The sequence below is a fragment of the Pseudomonas sp. E1MeOHC2 genome (assembly GCF_058745025.1).
Map to the genome: position 1 here is coordinate 4,473,564 of NZ_CP196675.1, position 19,844 is coordinate 4,493,407.

General features: G+C 61.9%; 23 protein-coding genes and 1 tRNA gene. 10 read left to right on the top strand and 14 right to left on the bottom strand.

Translation table 11 applies throughout. The features are described from left to right. The first annotated feature begins 428 nt into the window (after positions 1-428). The gene (locus ACSSU5_RS20235; protein ID WP_264309289.1) at positions 429-653 is read left to right on the top strand and encodes a hypothetical protein; all 225 of its coding nucleotides are present in this window, start codon (positions 429-431) and stop codon (positions 651-653) included. Between the two features lie 90 nt (positions 654-743). Further along, complete coding sequence (locus tag ACSSU5_RS20240) at positions 744-917, top strand: hypothetical protein (protein ID WP_413470101.1); 174 nt, start codon at positions 744-746, stop codon at positions 915-917. Positions 918-973: 56 nt separating this feature from the next. Here the strand turns inward: ACSSU5_RS20240 and ACSSU5_RS20245 are convergent, their stop codons facing one another. The 4 genes from ACSSU5_RS20245 to ACSSU5_RS20260 form a co-directional block, all read right to left on the bottom strand. Further along, positions 974-1,252 carry a hypothetical protein gene (locus ACSSU5_RS20245; protein ID WP_492559632.1) on the bottom strand — a complete coding sequence of 93 codons (279 nt, stop codon included), beginning with the start codon at positions 1,250-1,252 and terminating at the stop codon, positions 974-976. Between the two features lie 213 nt (positions 1,253-1,465). Further along, a complete protein-coding gene (locus tag ACSSU5_RS20250) occupies positions 1,466-3,988 on the bottom strand; it encodes a TonB-dependent siderophore receptor (RefSeq protein ID WP_492559633.1) in 2,523 nt (840 codons plus the stop codon). A gap of 93 nt (positions 3,989-4,081) precedes the next feature. Continuing rightward, complete coding sequence (locus ACSSU5_RS20255) at positions 4,082-5,017, bottom strand: FecR domain-containing protein (protein WP_492559634.1); 936 nt, start codon at positions 5,015-5,017, stop codon at positions 4,082-4,084. Beyond that, positions 5,014-5,541: a sigma-70 family RNA polymerase sigma factor gene (locus ACSSU5_RS20260; protein WP_492559635.1), complete on the bottom strand. Its 528-nt coding sequence runs from the start codon at positions 5,539-5,541 to the stop codon at positions 5,014-5,016. Before ACSSU5_RS20260 ends, ACSSU5_RS20255 begins: the two co-directional genes overlap by 4 nt. Positions 5,542-6,099: 558 nt before the next feature. Between ACSSU5_RS20260 and ACSSU5_RS20265 the strand changes: the two genes are divergently transcribed. Next, positions 6,100-6,297 (top strand): hypothetical protein, encoded by a 198-nt coding sequence (locus tag ACSSU5_RS20265; protein ID WP_264309284.1) that lies wholly within the window; start codon positions 6,100-6,102, stop codon positions 6,295-6,297. Between the two features lies 1 nt (position 6,298). On the opposite strand, the gene ACSSU5_RS20270 is transcribed toward ACSSU5_RS20265, so the two are convergent. Next, on the bottom strand, positions 6,299-6,712 hold the full coding sequence (locus ACSSU5_RS20270; RefSeq protein WP_264309283.1) for a DoxX family protein: 414 nt from the start codon (positions 6,710-6,712) through the stop codon (positions 6,299-6,301). Between the two features lie 103 nt (positions 6,713-6,815). Continuing rightward, positions 6,816-6,900, bottom strand: a tRNA-Leu gene (locus tag ACSSU5_RS20275). Positions 6,901-7,227: 327 nt separating this feature from the next. On the opposite strand from ACSSU5_RS20275, the gene ACSSU5_RS20280 reads away from it, so the two are divergent. From ACSSU5_RS20280 to ACSSU5_RS20290, 3 genes are read left to right on the top strand one after another with little or no spacing between them, the layout of a single operon-like run. Further along, positions 7,228-8,388 (top strand): two-component system sensor histidine kinase NtrB, encoded by a 1,161-nt coding sequence (locus ACSSU5_RS20280; protein ID WP_264309282.1) that lies wholly within the window; start codon positions 7,228-7,230, stop codon positions 8,386-8,388. 5 nt (positions 8,389-8,393) lie between these two features. Further along, positions 8,394-9,839, top strand: a complete 1,446-nt coding sequence (locus ACSSU5_RS20285) for an ATPase domain-containing protein (protein ID WP_492559636.1) — start codon at positions 8,394-8,396, stop codon at positions 9,837-9,839. A 12-nt stretch (positions 9,840-9,851) separates the two neighbouring features. Beyond that, positions 9,852-10,205 (top strand): response regulator, encoded by a 354-nt coding sequence (locus ACSSU5_RS20290; RefSeq protein ID WP_264309280.1) that lies wholly within the window; start codon positions 9,852-9,854, stop codon positions 10,203-10,205. 45 nt (positions 10,206-10,250) lie between these two features. Here the strand turns inward: ACSSU5_RS20290 and csrA are convergent, their stop codons facing one another. The 8 genes from csrA to ACSSU5_RS20330 form a co-directional block, all read right to left on the bottom strand. Continuing rightward, entirely contained in the window at positions 10,251-10,448 is a 198-nt protein-coding gene (csrA, locus tag ACSSU5_RS20295; RefSeq protein WP_004375914.1) for a carbon storage regulator CsrA, read from the bottom strand. Positions 10,449-10,701: 253 nt separating this feature from the next. Next, positions 10,702-11,724, bottom strand: a complete 1,023-nt coding sequence (locus tag ACSSU5_RS20300) for a DNA topoisomerase IB (RefSeq protein ID WP_492559637.1) — start codon at positions 11,722-11,724, stop codon at positions 10,702-10,704. Positions 11,725-11,781: 57 nt separating this feature from the next. Next, positions 11,782-12,873 carry a molybdenum ABC transporter ATP-binding protein gene (gene modC, locus ACSSU5_RS20305; protein ID WP_492559638.1) on the bottom strand — a complete coding sequence of 364 codons (1,092 nt, stop codon included), beginning with the start codon at positions 12,871-12,873 and terminating at the stop codon, positions 11,782-11,784. Position 12,874: 1 nt separating this feature from the next. Further along, the gene (gene modB, locus ACSSU5_RS20310; protein ID WP_264309277.1) at positions 12,875-13,555 is read right to left on the bottom strand and encodes a molybdate ABC transporter permease subunit; all 681 of its coding nucleotides are present in this window, start codon (positions 13,553-13,555) and stop codon (positions 12,875-12,877) included. After that, entirely contained in the window at positions 13,555-14,313 is a 759-nt protein-coding gene (gene modA / locus ACSSU5_RS20315) for a molybdate ABC transporter substrate-binding protein (RefSeq protein ID WP_264309276.1), read from the bottom strand. The genes modB and modA overlap by 1 nt, the downstream gene beginning before the upstream one ends. Before the next feature lie 106 nt (positions 14,314-14,419). After that, complete coding sequence (locus tag ACSSU5_RS20320; protein WP_492559639.1) at positions 14,420-15,496, bottom strand: NAD(P)H-dependent flavin oxidoreductase; 1,077 nt, start codon at positions 15,494-15,496, stop codon at positions 14,420-14,422. A gap of 51 nt (positions 15,497-15,547) precedes the next feature. Next, positions 15,548-15,718 carry a hypothetical protein gene (locus ACSSU5_RS20325; protein ID WP_264309274.1) on the bottom strand — a complete coding sequence of 57 codons (171 nt, stop codon included), beginning with the start codon at positions 15,716-15,718 and terminating at the stop codon, positions 15,548-15,550. Between the two features lie 7 nt (positions 15,719-15,725). Continuing rightward, the gene (locus tag ACSSU5_RS20330; protein ID WP_033696846.1) at positions 15,726-16,028 is read right to left on the bottom strand and encodes a DUF1883 domain-containing protein; all 303 of its coding nucleotides are present in this window, start codon (positions 16,026-16,028) and stop codon (positions 15,726-15,728) included. Positions 16,029-16,189: 161 nt separating this feature from the next. Between ACSSU5_RS20330 and ACSSU5_RS20335 the strand changes: the two genes are divergently transcribed. The 4 genes from ACSSU5_RS20335 to ACSSU5_RS20350 all read left to right on the top strand — a co-directional run bounded on the left by ACSSU5_RS20335 (position 16,190) and on the right by ACSSU5_RS20350 (position 19,821). Beyond that, on the top strand, positions 16,190-16,549 hold the full coding sequence (locus ACSSU5_RS20335) for a hypothetical protein (RefSeq protein ID WP_264309273.1): 360 nt from the start codon (positions 16,190-16,192) through the stop codon (positions 16,547-16,549). Positions 16,550-16,693: 144 nt separating this feature from the next. After that, on the top strand, positions 16,694-17,344 hold the full coding sequence (locus ACSSU5_RS20340) for a c-type cytochrome (RefSeq protein WP_264309272.1): 651 nt from the start codon (positions 16,694-16,696) through the stop codon (positions 17,342-17,344). 62 nt (positions 17,345-17,406) lie between these two features. Then, entirely contained in the window at positions 17,407-18,255 is an 849-nt protein-coding gene (locus ACSSU5_RS20345; RefSeq protein WP_264313941.1) for a c-type cytochrome, read from the top strand. A gap of 204 nt (positions 18,256-18,459) precedes the next feature. After that, the gene (locus ACSSU5_RS20350; RefSeq protein WP_492559640.1) at positions 18,460-19,821 is read left to right on the top strand and encodes a UDP-glucose dehydrogenase family protein; all 1,362 of its coding nucleotides are present in this window, start codon (positions 18,460-18,462) and stop codon (positions 19,819-19,821) included. The last annotated feature ends 23 nt before the right edge of the window (positions 19,822-19,844 follow it).

The window sequence follows — 19,844 nt, forward strand, 5'->3', positions numbered from 1 at the left end:
ATTTTCTAGCCAAGGCCGCATGAAATGGGATTTCTTCCATCGGATTGCAAATCCGTCTACGCCGGTTCGATTCCGACCTCGGCCTCCATTATTCGAAAGCCCCGCATATTGCTTCCACAGCAGATATCTCTCTTCAATCCAGCGTACAGGCGCCAGGGGAGTGCGGGGAGAGCAGGCGCTCGTTCTCGGCCTGTAGCTGTCCGCCGAGGTGGCGGGCAAACAGTGGTTTGGCGGGGCTGCCTGCCGCGTCGGTTTTAATCGGCGGTTTGTTGCCCTACAGATCGAGCGGACTGCCCGAGCCCCGAAACACTGCCGACGTATACACCGCTTTGCCCGGCGCCCCTGTGAGCGCGAATTTATAGGTGGCGCTTCTGATGCTGGAGGAGTATTGATGGCTTCCCGGCGCAATGTCGGAGGGAGTCACCTCAATGGATTGCAAGCCTAGCAATCAGGAAGTCGCAGTGGCGATCGGAATCAGCGAAGCGGAAGTCGTACGGTACAGAAGCGATACCTTGCTACTTGGCGACGGTTCATGGCTGATCCACTTCACGTTCGTGATGCCCAAAGAGCTACGGTTCGGTTTGACCGGTAGTTTTACCCACATCTTGAAGGCGCCGCCGCCTTCCGGTGATCGGCGGGTGGAGGCACTGTAAGGGGGGGAATTCGCCCATTGATTGCTGGATGCAGCGTATAGTGACTAACGAGTTGCTGCATTTCAGTGACTTCCCTATCGAGGTTCAGTCATGAATGCCTCCCATCAGTCCCCCACGCACAAAGCCCACCTGCGGCTCGACGAGCAGATCAAAGCCTTCCTCTCAAAAGGTGGATCCATCCAGGAGGTGGCTTCTGGCATTGGCGCGTCCGATCGTGTCGGCCCCAGGCAGCCTTCGGCCAGATGGCCCAACTCAAAGGGCTAGGCCTTTAGTTTGACGTTAAAGGGAAACCGGCCAATGGCCGGTTTTTTTGTGCGCATTCAACTGCTCGAAGAGGGCTGTATAGGGTAGCGATGTGGGTACAGGGCCATGTCTGCCTCCAGCTTTTCAGCGTCTCCCACACGCTTGCGCACTTCAGCGTAGAACTGCTGGCTCTGGTTCTGGAACCGGACAAAGTCCCGGTCGCAATCGTCCTGCGCGGCCCGGAATTCCTGGCCGGCAAGCCCCAGGGTGGATTGGCGTGACAGGATATAGGCCTGCCAGCAGTTTTCTACCTTCAGCAGCCCGTGAGCGAACGCTGCTGTCTCGATTGTCGCCATTGGAACACCCTCTTTGAGCCGACATCGGCCCGTCGGTGTGGATCGCCAGAGCGACGATAGACAAGCGTGTTGAAGCGCCGAATACCAAGGCATCGGATAGACGAGCTTAGCGTGTTTTCAGGGTTGTGCTGCAGCCAGGGCAATGAGTGGTCAACGCGTGGGCAGGGCCCCTGACGTGTGCCGTCAGGGGTTTACCTGGCGCTGGCGGGGGGGTCAGAAGCTGTACTTCACATTGAACATGATGTTACGCGGCGCGCCCCAGAACACGGTGCCGTAATTGCCGATGCCGCTGTAGTAGTGCTTGTCGAACAGGTTGTTGACGTTGACTGTCGTTTTCAGGTTGCGGGTGACGTCGTAGCCGCCCACCAACCCGACCAGCGCGTAGGACTTTTGCTCGAACTTGGCGGCTGGATCGTCTATCGAATACCAGTCCTCATCGCTGGGCTTGAAGAAGGTCGAACTCTGCCAGTAGAGGTTGCCGCCAACGGTGAGTTTGTTCCAGTCACCCTGCAGGCGATAGTGGGTCGCCACTTTAAGCAGGTGCTGTGGCTGGTTGGTTGCCACGCGCGTGTCGTCGGCATCATGGGACTCGGCAAAGGTGTAGCCGGCCATCAATTGCAGGTCCTTCATCACCTCGCCGCTCACTTCCAGCTCGACGCCGCGGGTAGTCACACCCTCGATCCCCCTGTAAGCATCGCCACCTGAAGGGCTGGTGCCGCCGGTGAGCACGGCGAAGTTGTCCTGCTTGAGCTCGAACAGCGCCAGGCTGGCGTTCAGGCGGTCCTCGAAGTAGGCCCCTTTGATGCCGACTTCATAGCTTTCACCGGTAAGCGGGTCGATGGGCTGGCCGTCAGTGCCGAGGCTATAGGCCTGCGGCTTGAAGATGTCGGTATAACTGGCATACACAGTATGGTAGGTGTCCAGGTCGTAGGTCAGGCCTGCGTAGGGGACGATTTCGCTGGTATTGGTGGCGCTGGCAGGGAACTTCCTGCCAGCGCTGTTGAGGGTGTCGATGTCCCATTTGTAGTCGACGATCCTCGCCCCCAGAATGACGGCCAGTGCGTCGGTTGGTTTAAGCACCGTCGCAGCGAAACCGACCTTCTGACGCGCCTCGATATCGAACGTTGAGCGCCATTTGAAATGGGCGGGTACGTCACCGTAGCCATCCCACTGGAAGACATCGTCGATGATGCCATTGGTGTCGCCGTCCTGGCGTTTGGAGGTGGCTTCGGTACGCGCGATGCTGTAGCCGAACACCGCTTCATGCACACGCCCCCCTAAGGTGAATGGGCCGCGAGCATAAAGGTCCAGGCCTTTTTCCTTGCTGGTGGTGTTGAAGCGGGTCGCAATGCCGTTGTTGTCCACGGCGCCTGTCGTGGGGTCTATGTTGCCGCCGATGAAGCCATGAGAAATGCTGCCGTTGGCCTGGATGGCCTCGCTGCTGATGCCAGATGTCAGTTCGCGAGAGCGGTAGTCGCGGCTGCTGGCGACACCCTTGATCACCCAGTCGTTGTCGAAGCTGTGCGCGAGCTCTGCGAACGCGCGCTGGGTTTCCTGGTTGCGCCAGGTCCAGCGGTCGGCGGCGTTGGTATTGCGGTCAAATTCGACGGTGCGGCCGTCTTTGTAGAACGCGGGTAATGAACCGGTGGTGCTGCCGTTGTCATGGTTCTTCTGGACGTCATAGCCGACCGTGAACAGGGTGTTTTCCGTAAGGTCGGCTTCGAGTACGCCGTAAAGGGTGTTCTGCTCGCCTGTCAGGTAATCGATGTAGCTGTGTTGGGACTGGCTGCCGGCAACCAGGCGCCCACGGATGTTGCCACTGTCGGTTAGTGGGCCGGACAGGTCGATGTCGGCGTTGTACGTGTCCCACGAGCCGGCGCCTGCACCGACGTGGCCCTGGAATGTGTCCGTTGGGCGTTTGCGAACCAGGTTGACCACACCCGATGGGTTGCCGGAGCCATTGACCAGGCCGGTAGCGCCTTTGAGCACTTCTACGCGGTCGTAAACGAGGCTGTTGCCGATGCTGTAGTTATCGCGCAGCGAGCCGCCGTCGGAAGACAGGCTGGGTACGCCATCGAACTGGAAGTTTTCCAGTTTGAAGCCGCGCGAGTAGAAGGTGAAGGCTTCCGAGCTTTCCTGGTTCACGGTGACACCGGGCGTCTGTTTAAGGACTTGTGAGACACTTCGCAGGTTCTGGTCGTCCATTTGCTGGCGCGTGACCACGCTGATCGACTGTGGCGTCTTGCGCAGGCTCAGGCTCATGCGTGTTGCCGCAGCCGTTTCGCCAGTGGTGTAGGAGCCAGTGCCTTCGGTCGTGGTGCCCAAAGACTGGCCGGTGATGCTGGTCGCACCCAGTTGCAGCGCCGAGCCCGCCTCGACCCGAGTGGTGAGTACGTAATTGTTGCCGGCCAGCATCACCTGCAACTCGCTACCCGCCAGCAATTGCGCGAACCCCTGTTCGACGCTGAAGCGCCCTTGCAGGCCTGGCGCCTGCCGCCCCTGGGTGAGCGCCGCATCGAATGACAGCAGCACCCCGGCTTCTTTGGCAAAGCGGTTCAGCATGGGCCCCAAAGGCCCGGGAGCAATGTCATAGACGCGCGTGGCCTCGGCGTGGGCCTGTGCGGCGGGCGACAGCAACGGGTACAAGAGCCCTGCGTGCAGCGAGATTGCCCCACCCAACAGCAGAGGGGTGAAGATTTTTCGACGTGGATGCGGACAGTGAATGTTTCGCGGCATGACAGCTCCTTCAAATGCCTGTGTGGGCGGTTTGCAAGAGAGCTCGAACGAGGGGTGCGAAACCGACAATGGCCAGCGAACTATTTTTCAACGTCAGGGTGTGAGCGTGACCCACAGGCGGGTCCAGGTCTGGATCTTCAGCTGCAGCGCCTGGGCGATGGCCGCGAGGATGCGGTCGGTGTCATCCAGTGGGTACACACCTGAGATGCGCAGCCCGGCGACCTCGTCGCTGCAGCGCAGGACGCCCCTGCGATAACGCTGCAGCTCGGCGAGCGCCTGATCCAGTCGCCAGTCATCGAGCACCAAGCGGCCTTGGTTCCACTCGGTACGGCCCAGGTCGGCCACGCGGGGCTCGGCTAGCATCCCCTCGTCGAACGTCAGGGACATGCCAGCCTCCACGCGTACTGCATGGTTTGTCGCAGCGTTATGCACCGCGACCGCGTGCTCCACCACCGTCAGTTCGGTGTGTTGAGGGTGCAGGCGCACATTGAAGCGGGTGCCCAGAGCACGCATGTCGCCATGCACGCTTCGCACCCGTAGAGGGCGTGGGTCAGCGGCGGTCTCCACGAAGATTTCGCCTTGTCGCAGGATGATCAGCCGCTGTTCGTCGGTGTAGCGAATGTCGACGGCAGAGTCGCTATTGAGTGCCAGGCGTGTGCCGTCCTCCAGGGTCAGGTGGCGCCGTTCGCCCATGTTGGTGTGGGTGTCTGCCAGCCAGACAGGGGCACTTCGATAGCCCGACCAGCCCAGCCCGGCGGCGCCGAAACCCAGCACCAGCCCTTTGAGCACCGTGCGCCGGGCAGGCGCCACCATGCCGGCAGCCAGCGCGTGGCGTGCCAGCGGGCCGGGGACGCCGAGCAGATCGGCTTGAAGCCGTTCCAGCTGTTGCCAGGCCCAGGCATGCACCGGGTCGTGTTCAAGCCAGGCCTGCCATCGTGAACGGTTATGCGGGCAATCGGGCTTTGCGCACAGTTTTGCATGCCATTGCGCGGCCGCCCGTAACGCCTGGCGCTGTTCAGCGTGTTTCACAGTTGCGCGTCAAAGATGAACAACAAGCACTGCTCGGTGGCCTTGGCCATGTACTTGGTCACCGAGCTCACCGACACCCCCAGGCGTTGTGCCACCTGTGGGTAGGTCAGCCCGTCGAGCTGCACGTACAGGAAGGCCTGGCGCGCCTTGTGGCCAAGGCCGTCAAGCATGGTGTTCAACTGCATCAGGGTTTCCAGCATCAGCACCCGCTGCTCGGGCGAACACTCCTCCAATACCGGTTGGTTGGCCAGAAACTCCAGATAGGCCTGCTCGAGCTTGCGTCGACGCAGTTGGTCGATCATCACCCGCTTGGCCACGGTGGCCAAATAACTACGGGGCTCTCGGGGGGTGTTGCGCAGCGCGCTGCTGATCAGGCGCAGGAAGGTGTCATGCGTGATGTCGGCTGCGCGGTCGGTGTCGCCCAGGCGCCTCCGGATCCAGCCATGCAGCCACTGGCTGTGGTCACGATAAAGCGTGTGCATATCGTCGTGGGGGGAGGACGCGGGCGAAGGCGCGTAAGACACCGGAAGGTTCCTGATCGTATATGCGGATAAGAATTGATCGCGATTATAGGGGTGGGGCTGGACTTTGCAATATGGTCAGGGTTTATAGTCCCTTGCCGTGCGCGTGGCAGTCGCTCAGCGCTTGTTCAGGTCAGGGCAGCACCGGGGGGGGGCAGGGGGCATCGCCATCGACGCCGATGGCACGCACCGTATCTGGCGGGATTATCAGATTGCTCAGGGCTGAGGCCGTGCGATTATCTGCCGGCAAAAGAAAAACCCGCCGAAAAGGGGCGGGCTAAAGGAACGTACGGAGCAAGGTCAGTGTGCCAGGCAGGTTGTCAGTAATCCGTGAAGATGAGGTCATGAGCCTGTCGTTTGGTGCGGGCATTGTTGGATCTTGGACCGTAGCCATTCCTGTGAGGCCGGCCAAAAAAAGCCCGCCATGAAAGGCGGGCAATAAACGCTTGAAGGGAGAGCCTGCAGGCTGCCCTTGCCTGGTTAACCCAGCATTAAGCCGCCATCCATTGACCTTGCCCCTTGTTCAGCCTATATAGGCCTCCCGCCAATCCAGGAGCCAGCATGCGCGACGAAGACGACCTGCACGAACCCGAGCATGACCACTTGCTCGACCACGAATTCCTTTACGACGATATAGAGCGCGAGGCAGACGCCCAGGGCGCCGAAGACGAAGTCGAGGAAGATGAGGAAACGCTGGATGACCTCGATGACGAAGATCGCGATCACCCAGCCTGGTACGACGACTGCGAAGACGAATGAGTCAGCGGCGGTCCAGCGAGAAACGCCCTGGGCCGCTCACCGCCAGCAACAGCAAGCCGCCAATGATGCTCAGGTTTTTCAGGAACTGAGTCATGTTGGCGCTGCGCTCGGGGTCGACCATGTTCCAGAAGGGATGGCCGATCAGCGCCGTGCCCAGCACGAACAGTGCGAACAGAAAGGCCAGTGGGCGTGTGTAGAACCCCAGAATCAGCACGATGCCGACAAAGAACTCCATGATCACCGCGACTGCCGCGGCAAGCATTGGGGCAGGGGCGCCCAGAGAGGTCATGTAGCTGACCGTGCCTTCAAAACCGGTCAGCTTGGCCCAGCCGGACACAACAAACAGAATCATCAGCAAAATGCGGGCAATCAGGATGATGATGTCGCGTTGACCATCGAACAGGGAGTAGCGCATGGCGGCGTTCCAGTGGACGGGGACAAACTCCACTCTAGCAGTTGCACCGGGAATTTCCGCAAGACAGAAAAAGGCGCCACAAAGGCGCCTTTTCGAAGGAATTTGGTGCGAGTGGCGGGACTCGAACCCGCAAGGCTCACGCCGACAGATTTTAAGTCTGCTGTGTATACCAATTCCACCACACTCGCACTTGAATGGGTCCAGGCGACCGGTGTGCTTCTAAGCCATGCTTATAAGCAGAAGCGCCTTGCATTCAAGCGCGCTTTATAACCCATTGTTATAGTTGAGTCAACCGCAGCACCTATGATCAAGGAAGTGAAGGGGCAATCGAATGGGTGATTGACACCTTGCTATCATTACGCCACTGTTGCCCCCTCATTTGGATCCAATGGTTGTGAAACGATGACTCGGGGCAACTCGTCCGATGCGACCAATCAGTTGCCACGGGGGCGGATGCAGGGGGGCACTCCTGGCCACGCCTAATTCCTCCCTTCCGCTGTGCCTGTGGAGTTTGCATGGTTTCAGCTGACTGCATCGACCACCCTGCCATGCCCGCGCACCGTTACGAACAACTGGTTCAATCGGTGGTGGACTACGCCATCTACATGCTTGATCCGTCCGGGCACGTGGTGTCCTGGAACGCCGGCGCCGAACGTATCAAGGGCTATCGCGCCGATGAAGTGATCGGCCAGCATTTCTCGTTGTTCTTCACCCCTCAGGATTGTGCCGAAGGGCGCCCTGAACGCCTGCTGCGCCAGGCGCTGGAACAGGGTGTGGCGCAGGATGAGGGGTGGCGCGTGCGCAAGGACGGCTCGCAGTTCTGGGCACTGGCGGCGCTGGATGTGATCCGCGATGACCTTGGGCAGATCGTCGGTTTGGCCAAGGTCACCCGGGATATCACCGACCGGCGCGAAACGGCGCTGCAGCTCGATGCGGTGCGTGCCCAGCTGTTCCAGGCGCAGAAGCTCGAAGCGCTCGGCCAACTGACCGGTGGCCTGGCGCACGATTTCAACAACATGCTCACTATCATCTTGAGTTCGGCGCGGCTGGCCCTGACCACTCAGAACCCGGCGCGTATCCAGCGCATGCTGCAACACATTCTCGACGCCGGCCAGCGGGGCACCGAACTGACCCAGCAGTTGCTCAGTTTTGCCCGCAACCGAAAGCTCGATATCGCCCGCATTGCGCCCCTGGAGTTGATCGCCGCCACCCGTGGGCTGCTTGAGCATGCGCTGCCGAGCGACATCGACCTGCAGCATCGCCTGCCACCGAACCTGCCATCCATAGAAGTGGATGCCGGGCAGTTGCAGATGGTGCTGCTGAACCTGCTGTTCAATGCCCGTGACGCCATCGAGGGTCAAGGCAGCATTCGCCTGGCGGTTGACGTTGTCGAGCTTGCCGGGGAGGTGGAAGGGTTGCGTGGCCGCTACGTGTGCTTCGAGGTGCAGGACAGCGGAAGCGGGATCGCCCCCGAAGTGCTGCCCCGTATTTTCGAGCCTTTCTTCACCACCAAGGCTTTCGGCAAGGGGACTGGCTTGGGCCTCAGCCAGGCTTATGGCTTCGCCAAGCAGAGCAATGGCACCATCAGCGTTGACAGCGTGCTCGGCAAAGGGACCTGCATGCGCCTTTATTTGCCAGCGTGTGACCAACAAGCGGATTGCCAACTCGACAGGTAGACACCATGGCACAGGCACTCAAGCGGCTGGTGACGGGGATCGAAGGGCTCGATGCGCTGCTCAGGGGCGGATTGGTGGCAGGTGCGTCCTACATCATTCAAGGCCCGCCGGGTGCTGGCAAAACCATCCTGGCCAATCAGTTGGCCTGTCACCACGTACAGGGTGGCGGCAGGGTGCTGGTGGCGACGCTGCTCAGTGAATCCCATGAGCGGCTGTTCCAATACCTGGCGACCTTGGAGTTTTTCGATCCGACTCTGGTCGGAGACCAGATTCAGTTCGTCAGTGCCTTCGACACCCTGGAACAGGAAGGGCTCGATGCCGTCGTCAAGCTGCTGCGCCAGGAAATTAGCCGCCAACAAGCCAGTCTGCTCATCGTCGACGGGGTACTCAATGCCCGCGTGCGCGCACAGACCTCCCTGGATACCAAGAAATTCGTTTCGGAACTGCAAGGCCATGCGGCCTTCGCCGGTTGTACCGTGCTGTTGTTAACCAGCGCACGGTTGGATGAGGGGAGCCCGGAGCACACCATGGTCGATGGCGTGATCGAGCTGGGCGAACAACTGGTGGGCAGCCGTGCGGTGCGCCATATCCAGCTGCGCAAGACACGTGGCAGTGCAGCCTTGTCGGGGCGACACGAATGCCTGATCGATGAAGCAGGCATGCATGTCTTCCCGCGGCTGGAGACGCTGTTCAGCCATCCCACGCAGATTGGCCGCGCCGCCTTGAACCGGATTTCTTCTGGTATATCGACCCTGGATGACATGTGCGGCGGCGGGCTGGCGACGGGCTCGGTCAGCCTGCTGATGGGGCCGTCAGGCATCGGCAAGACGTCCCTGGGCCTGGCATTTCTCGGTGCATGCACCCCGCAGGCGCCTGGGGTGCATTTCGGTTTCTACGAGACACCGGAACGCGTGCGGCTCAAGGCTGCGTCGCTGGGCTACGACTTTGCTGCACTGGAGCGCGAAGGCGCTGTGCAGTTGTGCTGGCAACCGATCACGGACGGTTTGCTGGACCAGGTCGGTGCGCGCTTGCTTCAGCGCGTCGAGGCGCAAGGCAGCAAGCGTGTGGTCATCGACAGCCTGGGCGCGTTCAGCCGCCTGGCGATCGACCCGGCGCGGCTCAATGCGTTTTTGCCTGCCTTGATCGGCGAGTTGCGCGCGCGCGATGTCAGCGTGCTGCTTACCTGGGAAATGCGCGACATCTTCGGGTCGGAAATCACTGCCCCGGCACCGGACCTGTCGAGCATCGTCGACAACCTGATGTTGATGCGCTTCGTCGAGCTGGATTCGCAGCTGCGGCGCATGCTGTCGATCCTCAAGGTGCGTGACAGCCACCATGACCCTGCGCTGTACGAACTACTGCTCGGCCAGCAGGGCATTACCTTGCGCAAGGCTTTCGAGGGTGCCAGCGGTGTGCTCTCGGGGACCCCGCTGCCGCAAGGGAGCGAGTGACGGGGCTGGCTGATGAACACAATTTTGATCGTTGATGACGAATACCTGATCGCCGACATCCTCGGCTTTGCCCTGGAGGATGAAGGGTATCTGGTGGAGAAGGCGAGCAATGGCCTCAAAGCCCTGGAAGCGCTCAAGGAAAAGCGCGTCGAACTGGTGATCACCGACTACATGATGCCCCTGCTCAATGGCGAAGAGCTGGTGCGTTTGATGCGCGATGAGCTGCAGCTAAGCGACCTGCCGGTCATCTTGATGAGCGGCGCTCAGGCCAGCCAAGGGTGCCCGGAGCTGTTCGCCGCAGTGTTCGACAAACCCTTCGACATGGACAGGATGATCGCCAAGGTGCGCGAACTGCTGGGCACCTGAGGCGCCGTCGATCAAGCGCGTCCGTGCGGCTTGAGGCAGGTCCGCTCAGTGCGAGTCGTCGTGTTTTTCCGGGGCTGGGCTGCCAGCCTGGATACGCTTGAAGATCTCTTCGCGGTGCACCTGGACATCTTTTGGTGCATCGATACCAATCCTCACCTGCATCCCTTTGACGCCCAGAATGGTGACTTTGATGTCATCGTTGATGACGATGCTTTCGCCAACCTTACGGGTGAGTATCAGCATGTAGTTCTCCTTGGTAATGTTGAAATCCGTCGGGCTAATTGCCGCGGCGGTGGGAGCCAGTCCCTCTTCCTTCTCATTAAAGACGCTTTCGGCGGATAGGAATTCCCCGACAGACAAATTCTGTTGCGTGTCCTGAGTTGCAGGCGCCGAACCCCACTGCAAGCGGAGTGTCGGCGAAGGTGCTCGGTGGCAAGAATAGGGGGGTTCAGCCCGTATGGGAAATTTCTCTGCATCATGGGCTAAATAGACAGTGTCAATGATCGTCCTGTTCCTCCAATGCCTGAAGAAATAACAGCAATGCCACTTCCTCGGGGTCCAGGCCCTTGCGATTGCGCTTGCGCGGCAAGCTGGTCAGGCGCCCGAGGGCAAAGTGTTCCAGCACTGCCGGGTGGATGTAGCAGCGCCGGCACACGGCCGGGGTGTTGCCCAGGCGGGTGGCGACCTGCTTGACGATGCTGGCGACCTGGCGCTTCGCTTCGCTCTCCGGCTCCCAGGCCAGCGGCCTGAGCAGGTTCAGCGCCAGGCTGCTGCCGGCCCAGGTGCGGTAGTCCTTGGCGGTGAAATCGGCGCCAGTGAGTTGCTGCAGAAACTGGTTGATCTCACTGGAGCCGATGCTGTGGCGTTGGCCGTCTTCGTCCAGGTACTGGAACAGCGCCTGGCCCGGTAGCTCCATGCAGCGCTTGAGCAGGTTGGCCAGGCGCCGGTCCTGCAGGGTGACATCGTGTTCGACGCCGCGCTTGCCGCGGAACTGGAAGCGGATGGTGCCGCCTTGCACCTTGACGTGGCGGTTGCGCAGTGTGGTCAGGCCGTACGACTGGTTGTCGCGCAGGTAGCGCTGGTTGCCGATGCGGATCAGGGTGTGGTCCAGCAGGCTCACCACCAGTGCCATGACCTTTTCCCGGTCCAGGCCCGGGCGGGCCAGGTGGGTTTCCAGTTGCGAGCGCAATTTCGGCAGTGCCTGGGCAAAGGCCAGCATCCGCCCATATTTGTGCTGGTCGCGCAGTTCGCGCCATTGCTCGTGGTAACGGTACTGCTTGCGGCCACGGGCATCGCGCCCGGTGGCTTGCAAATGGCCTTGCGGGTCAGCGCAGATCCACACTTCACGGTAAGCCGGTGGGATCACCAGGGCGGCTATGCGCGTGAGGGTATCGGGGTCGCGCACCCGCTGGCCTTCGGCGTCGAAGTAGATGAAGCGGTCGCGCCAGCGTCGCCGGCTCAGGCCTGGCTGGCTGTCGTCAACGTAATGCAAAGTCCGGGGCAGGGGGCAGTCGAGCATCGGCGGCAAGCCTCGATCAGGTCACTGATCAGTGGACAACGGCCGCGTGGTGGTTGCTCAGCCCAACAATGCCACCGACTTGATCTGGGCAAACAATGCCTGGCCTGGGTGCAGGCCAAGCTGGTCCGCCGAGAAGCGGGTGACCCGTGCCAGCAAGGCGTTGCCGCCAGCGTCCAGGCTGACCAGTACATGGGCTGGGTTGTCTGCCGGGCGGCTTTCACGTACCCGCACCGGCAACCGATTGAGGATGCTGGAGGTGCTGTCTGCCGTCAGGGCCAGGCTCACATCGCGGGCCTGCACCTTTACCCGCAGGGTGGTGCCCATCACGTGCGCGGGGTGGGCGATGCGCAGTATGGGCGCGCCACTGCCGGGCAGGCGCAGGTCGAGCAAGTCGTAATGGGGGTCATGGCCAACCACCAGGCCTTCGAACACCACCCCGGCGTCCTCGCCCTGGGCCAACGAAAGGTCAAGGCGCGCGAGCGTTTCGCCAATCGGGCCGCTGGCCATGGCCTGGCCTTGTTCCAGCAACACCAGGTGGTCTGCCAGGCGCGCCACTTCGTCCTGGGCGTGGCTGACATACACCAGCGGGATGTCCAACTCGTCATGCAGGCGCTCCAGATACGGCAAAATCTCACGCTTGCGTGGCCCGTCGAGGGCGGCCAGTGGCTCGTCCATCAATAACAGCCTTGGGCTGCTCAACAGTGCGCGGGCGATACCGACCCGTTGCGCCTCGCCACCAGACAACGTCGCAGGCCGGCGTGCAAGCAGCTGGCCGATGCCCAGCAGCTGACAGGCGTGTTCCAGGTTGACCTTGCGCTCGCCGGGTGCCACCCGGCGCCAGCCAAACTCCAGGTTGCCGCGCACCGACAAATGCGGGAACAGGCTGGCTTCCTGGAACACGTAGCCCACCGGTCGCAGGTGCGGCGCCTGGAAGTAGCCGCGCGCGCTGTCTTCCCAGACCACACCGTTGACTTCGATGTACGCGCTGGCGGCGCGCTCCAACCCCGCCAGGCAGCGCAGGCAAGAGGTTTTGCCAGACCCAGAGTGGCCGAACAGCGCGCTGACCCCACGCCCCGGCAGTTGCAGGTCGACATCCAGGGTGAAGTCGTCGCGCGCAAGCTTCAGGCGCGCCACAATCGATCCAGTCATTTCAGCTCCAACCAGCCTTGCCGCGGCGCCCAGCGTACAGCAGGAGCAGCACCAGGAACGAGAACACCAGCATGGCACCGGCCAGCCAGTGGGCTTGCGAATACTCCATGGCCTCGACGTGATCGAAGATCTGCACCGAGACCACACGGGTCTTGTCGGGGATGTTGCCGCCGATCATCAGCACTACGCCAAACTCACCCACGGTATGGGCGAAACCGAGGATGCTCGCAGTGATGAAGCCGGGACGGGCCAGCGGCAGTACCACATGAACGAAAGTGTCCCAGGGGCTGGCGCGCAGGGTGGCTGCGACTTCCAGCGGCCGCTGGCCAATGGCGCCAAAGGCGTTTTGCAACGGCTGCACCACAAAAGGCATCGAATAGATCACCGAGCCGATCACCAGCCCCGAGAAGCTGAACACCACGCTACCCAGGCCCAATGCCTGGGTAGCCTGGCCAAGCCAGCCATGAGGGCCAAGGGCGATCAGCAGGTAGAAGCCGATGACCGTCGGCGGCAGCACCAACGGCAATGCCACCACCGCGCCCACCGGCCCGCGCAGCCATGAGCGCGTACGCGCCAGCCACCAGGCGATGGGTGTGCCGACCACCAGCAGAATCAAGGTGGTCAGGCTGGCCAGTTTGATGGTCAGCCAGATGGCACCCAGGTCACTGGCGTCCAGTGGCATCAGAGTTCATAGCCATAGGATTTGATCACCGCAGCAGCTTTCGGGCCCTTCAGGTACTCGACCAGCGCCTTGGCGGCGGCACTGTCCTTGCCTTTGTTGAGGATCACGGCGTCCTGGCGGATGGGGTCGTGCAGGGTGGACGGCACGATCCAGGCCGAACCGGTGGTGACCTTGCCGTCCTTGTAGATCTGCGACAGTGCCACAAAGCCCAGCTCGGCATTGCCGGTGGAAACGAACTGGAAGGCCTGGGTGATGTTCTGGCCTTCGACGATCTTGCCCTTGGTGGCCTCGGTCAGCTGCAGCTTGTCCAGCACCTGGGTCGCGGCCAGGCCGTAAGGGGCGGCTTTAGGGTTGGCGATGGACAGGTGCTTGTACGCGTTCTTCTTCAGCACTTCACCCTTGGCGTCCACGTAACCTTCCTTCGCCGACCACAAGGCCAGGGTGCCGATGGCGTAGGTGAAGCGCGAACCGGGGACGATTTCTTTTTCCTGCTCAAGCTTGGCTGGGGTGCTGTCGTCGGCGGCGAGGAACACTTCGAACGGTGCACCGTTCTTGATCTGCGCATAGAACTGCCCGGTGGCGCCATAGGCCGCGACCAGCGTGTGGCCGGTGTCTTTCTCGAAGTCCTTGGCGATGGCCTGGATCGGTGCTGTGAAGTTCGCTGCGACCGCGACCTGGACTTCGTCGGCCCAGGCAGTGTTGAGGCAGATCAGGCTGGCCAGGGCAGTGGCGGCCAGGTGGAACGGGCGGATACGCATGAAGACAGCTCCTTGGGTTATCGTTATAGCGTGAACTATATAGCGATAGGCCGTTTGCCGGGAAGAGGCCTGGCGGCAACAGTCTTACATGCGTTCGCAAACCTGCTCAGCGCCCAACCCGTTCCAGCGCCTTGAAGGCAATGTCCCGGGTCAGCTCACCCGCTGGCATGTGCCTACCTAGGCGCAGCGCCTGGCCCGACCACAGGTTGCTGAAGTCGCTGTTGCCTTGTGGGTCGGTGACAGCGCGCAGTGGCATCAGCGCACCACCGGCCAGCGGGAAGCGCGGCGCCAGGTCGCTGATCGGCCCCAGCTCGCGCATGATGCGGTTGTTGATGCCCCGCGCCGGGCGGCCGGTAAACAGGTTGGTCAGCGCCGTGTCGCTGGCTGGCGCAGTGTCCAGTGCGCGGCGGTGGGCCGCAGACACATTGGCCTCGGGGCAAAACAGGTAGGCCGTGCCGATCTGCACGGCCGAGGCGCCAAGGGCCAGGGCGGCGATCAGGCCGCGGTGGTCGCCGATCCCGCCGGCGGCAATGACCGGCACCTTGACCGCATCGGCAATCTGCGGCACCAGGGCGAACGTGCCAATCTGGCTGGTGATGTCTTCGCTGAGGAACATGCCGCGATGGCCACCGGCTTCATAGCCCATGGCGATGATCGCGTCGCAACCGTGGCGCTCCAGCCACACCGCTTCTTCTACCGTGGTGGCGCTGGACAGCACCTTGGCGCCGCTGGCCTTGACCCTTTGCAGCAACTGCGCCTCCGGCAGGCCGAAGTGGAAACTCACCACTTCAGGGCGCAACTGCTCGACCAGCTGGCAGCTTTGCTCATCGAAAGGCGCACGGTTGGAGACCGGGGTAGGGGCCTCGAAGTCGGCACCCACTTCGCTGTAGTAAGGCTTGAGTGCCTGCTTCCAGCGTTCATCGCGCATCGCATCGGGTGGCGGTGGCTGGTGGCAGAAGAAGTTCAGGTTCAACGGCCGCCCAGGGCAGGCGGCGCGGAATGCTGCGATCTGGGCACGCACCTGTTCGCCGGTAAGCATGGCGCAGGGCAGCGCACCCAGGCCACCCGCAGCGCCCACGGCGATGGCCATGGGCGCGCCGGTCGCACCTGCCATCGGCGCCTGGAGAATGGGCAACTCGATGCCCAGCAGATCGAGGATGCGACGGTCGGGCCAGTGGCTCATGCGATTCTCCATGCGGGCGGCGTGATCGGTGCGGCAGTACGCGCGGGGCGTTTACAGGGCTTTGCTGACCTGGATGTCGCTGATCTTCTCGGCATCGTCGCCGTGGATCTTGCGCAGTGCCTGCAGAGCCTGCTCCTGGGAAGCATCGGGCATGAGGGCGAAATCCCAGCGGCGCTCGCCGTCGAGTTTGTATTTGATGACGTACTTGATGGTCTGGGTCATGGCGGTCTTATCTGAGTTTCGACGACGAGCGACGGATGATCTTGATCTTGTGGGTCAAGGTCGGCTTGCGCGTTACCGAGATCGGGCGAGTGGTCACGGTATCGAGGGTGATGTTCCAGAAACCAGTGCTTGGGACAGTGATTTTTGCCGGGAACTGGTCGAAGGCTCCCCCATGATAGGTGTGCCGGCCGCCATTTTTGAAACTGCGGAAGTTGGCGTCGTTCATCAGGCGGATGTTGCAGCGCTGGGAGCACTCGATGACGACGATATCGTCCTCGTTCAGGTGCTCGCGCTGGTGTACGAATTTCATGTGATGCTCCGCAAAGTTTGGATCTGCAAAGGCGAAAGATACCACGATGTAGCGCTACACTGCCGCGCTCGATGGTCGGGCGTAGATAAATCTGCCAGAGCAGGGAGCAAAACGGCCTGGCCGTGGTCGAACGGGATTCTTGAAAGGCAGAGGTGCTGCAAATGAAGTGGATGGTGGCGGCGTTGTCCCTGACGCTAGGTGGCTGTGTCAGCGTTTCGGAACTTGAGCAATCCCGCGAGACACTGGGTGTGATCTCTGGCAAGACGCCGCGTGAGTACGCCGATTGCGTCAAGCAGAAACTGGCCGATACCCGTGATCCGTTGGTCGAGGAGCAGCGCGGCGATGGCCTGCGCCTGATCGTACCGCAGAAGCTCACCTCAGGGGCCGGGCCTGCGGCGCTGGTCGATATCGACAAACGGGGCAGCGGCAGCAGCATCAAGTTGCGTGAACGGTTGAACAACTTCCCGCTGCGCCTGGGCGATGTGCGCACGGCAGCGACGCAATGCATTTCTGGCCATTGATCTGGCGCAAGTGATTCGCGGTTAGAAGGCCAATCGCCCTCGCTTGGCCCCTCTGACATTGTTGCGATTTGCCTTACGGGGCTAGTATCCATTTGCTTATGTTTTTTGAGCCTAAGCTTATAACAAAAGAAATGGAGATTCGTGATGACCCCGTTGAGTCGAGTCGTGATCGGCAGCCTGCTGATCCTGGCCTGGCCCACGGCGCATGCCGCCGATGGCCAGAAAGTCTTCACCCAGGGCGGGGAGAACCCCGCTGCCATGGCCTGTCTTGGCTGCCATGGACCAGACGGCAAGGGCATTGCCGCTGCTGGATTCCCCCGATTGGCCGGGCTACCGGCCGGCTACCTCAGCAAACAATTGCATGACTGGCGTGCCGGCACCCGCAAGCAGCCGGTCATGGAGCCGCTTGCAAAAGCCTTGAGCGAAGACGAAATCAAAGCGGTCAGCGCCTACCTGGCCAGCCTCCCGGCAGAGCCTGCAAGTGACCTGCGCCGACAGCAGATTGCCGATGACCCCACCACGCGCATGGCGCTATACGGTGACTGGGGGCGGCAGATCCCAGGTTGTGTGCAATGCCATGGCCCCGGTGGCAGCGGTGTCGGTGAGCATTTTCCTCCCTTGGCCGGCCAGCCTGCGGCTTACCTGGTGGCGCAGCTCAATGCCTGGCGCGACGGCAGCCGCAGCAATGACCCCAACCAGTTGATGGTTGGCGTGGCCAAGGCCATGACCGATGACGAGGTCAAGGCGATCGCCGAGTTCTTTGCCCGCCCCGCCAGCCAGGAGGTCACGCCATGAAGCCCTTGATACCCGCCCTGTTGCTGTTGGCCATGGGCACTGCCCAGGCGGCCCCGATCGCCATGGAAGACCAGTCGCAGTTGAAAGTGCCCGGCGTGCAAGCTGCGCCGCAGTTCGTGCCGCCTGCCGAGAGCGAATTGCCGGACAATGCCTTTGGCAAGATGGTCCGCCAGGGCCATGCGCTGTTCGTCGATACTCGCCGCTTGATGCCAGAGGCCGTGGGCAATGGCTTGAACTGCAGCAACTGCCACCTCGACCAGGGGCGTCTGGCCCACTCTGCGCCGATGTGGGGTGCGTACCCGATGTACCCGGCGTATCGCAAGAAAAACGACAAGGTCAACACCTATGCCGAGCGCATCCAGGGGTGTTTCCAGTTCAGCATGAACGGCAAGCCTCCGGCGGCAGACAGCCCGCAGATGACGGCGTTGTCGGTGTATGCCTACTGGTTGTCGACCAAGGCACCTACAGGCGTGGAGATCGCCGGGCGCGGCTACCCGGACGTGGCGCAACCCAAAGGTGGTTACGACTTCAAGCGCGGCCAGCAGGTATACCGTGAGCAATGTGCGATCTGCCACGGCGACAATGGCGAAGGGCAGAAGGTGGCCGGCGAGTATGTGATGCCGCCGCTGTGGGGTAAGGACGCCTACAACTGGGGGGCCGGGATGCACCGTATCAATACGGCAGCGTCCTTCATCAAATACAACATGCCACTGGGCAAACCTGGCAGCTTGAGCGATGAACAGGCCTGGGATGTGGCGGCGTGGATCAACCGCCATGAACGGCCGCAAGACCCGCGTTTGGTCGAGGGGTCGGTTGAGAAGACGCGGCTGAAGTTTCATGCCAATGACGGGGTAAACCTGTATGGGCAGAAGGTCGAGGGGGTGCTGATCGGGCAGGGAACGGGTAGCTGATAGGGTGCCTGTACCGGCCTCTTCGCGGGCAAGCCCGCTCCCACAGCATCTCCGCCAGTTTGGAGGGTAGCGCTGTACCGGTGGGAGCGGGCTTGCCCGCGAAGAGGCCAGCACAGGCAACAACTGCTTTTGTCATCTGCCTGTCACCGCCCTGCAACCACTGCCGGGTTGCAATGACCGCCATCATCCTCAAGGAGCGCGGCCATGGAACTCTGTGTGATCGGGGCGGGGTATGTCGGCTTGGTGACGGCGGCCTGTTTTGCCGAAATGGGCAATCACGTAGTCTGCCTGGAGCGTGACCCGCAGCGCCTGAGGCTGTTGCGTCAGGGCCAGAGCCCGATCCATGAGCCTGGCCTGCAGGCGCTCTTGCACAGTGGCATGCAAGCGGGCCGGCTGGCATTCAGCGATGACTGGCAGCAGGCCCTGACCAGCGCCGAGGTGGTGTTCATCGCCGTAGGCACGCCCAGCCAGGAGGATGGCTCGGCCGACCTGCAGCATGTGCTGGCCGTGGCCGACAGCCTGGGGCGCTATTTGACCCGCCCGTGCCTGGTGGTGAACAAATCGACAGTGCCGGTAGGCACCGCAGCGCGTGTGGCCCGGCACATTGCGCTTGGCCTGCGCGCGCGTGGTGCAGGCTTTGCCGTCGAGGTGGCGAGCAACCCCGAGTTTCTCAAGGAGGGCAGCGCCATCGATGACTTCATGCGCCCGGACCGCATCATCATTGGCAGCGACAACGCAGCGGCCGGCCAGTGCCTGCAGCGGTTGTATGCGCCGTTTGTGCGCAACCATGAACGCATTCTGTTGATGGCGCCACGCGCCGCCGAATTCACCAAATACGCTGCCAACGCCTTCCTGGCCACCAAGATCTCCTTCATCAACGAACTGGCCGGGCTGTGCGCGCAGCTGGATGTGGACATCGAGCAGGTGCGGCGAGGTATCGGCAGTGATCGGCGTATTGGCAGCCATTTTATCTACGCAGGCTGTGGCTACGGCGGCTCATGTTTCCCCAAGGATGTCCGCGCCTTGATCCGTACTGCCGAACAGCAGGGTTACCAGGCCGCTATCCTGCAGGCGGTACAGGCCCGTAACGAAGAACAGAAGACCTTGCTGTTCAAGGCGCTGCACCAGCACTTTGGCGGCTTCATGCGCGGGCGTACCGTGGCGCTGTGGGGGTTGGCCTTCAAGCCGGGCACCGACGACCTGCGCGAGGCGCCCAGCCTGGTGCTGATTGACGCTTTGCTGGCGGCGGGGGCTCGGGTGCAGGCCTGCGACCCGGTGGCCCTGGGCGGCATGGCGGGGCGCTACCCGCACGCCGTGGCCAATGGTCAGTTGCGCCTGACCGAAGACCCTTATGCCTGTGTCGAGGGCACGGACGCCCTGGTGCTGGTGACCGAATGGAAGCAGTTTCGCCAGCCGGATTTCCTCCGGATGCGGGGGCTTATGCGCATGCCAGTGGTATTTGATGGACGCAATATTTACGATCCCCTGGAACTATCTACACTGGGTTATCTCTATCATGGCATCGGTCGGCCTCAGGTGGGGCATTGTAAGGTGACTGCCGCCTGATTAGACTGCGCCGAATTCCACAG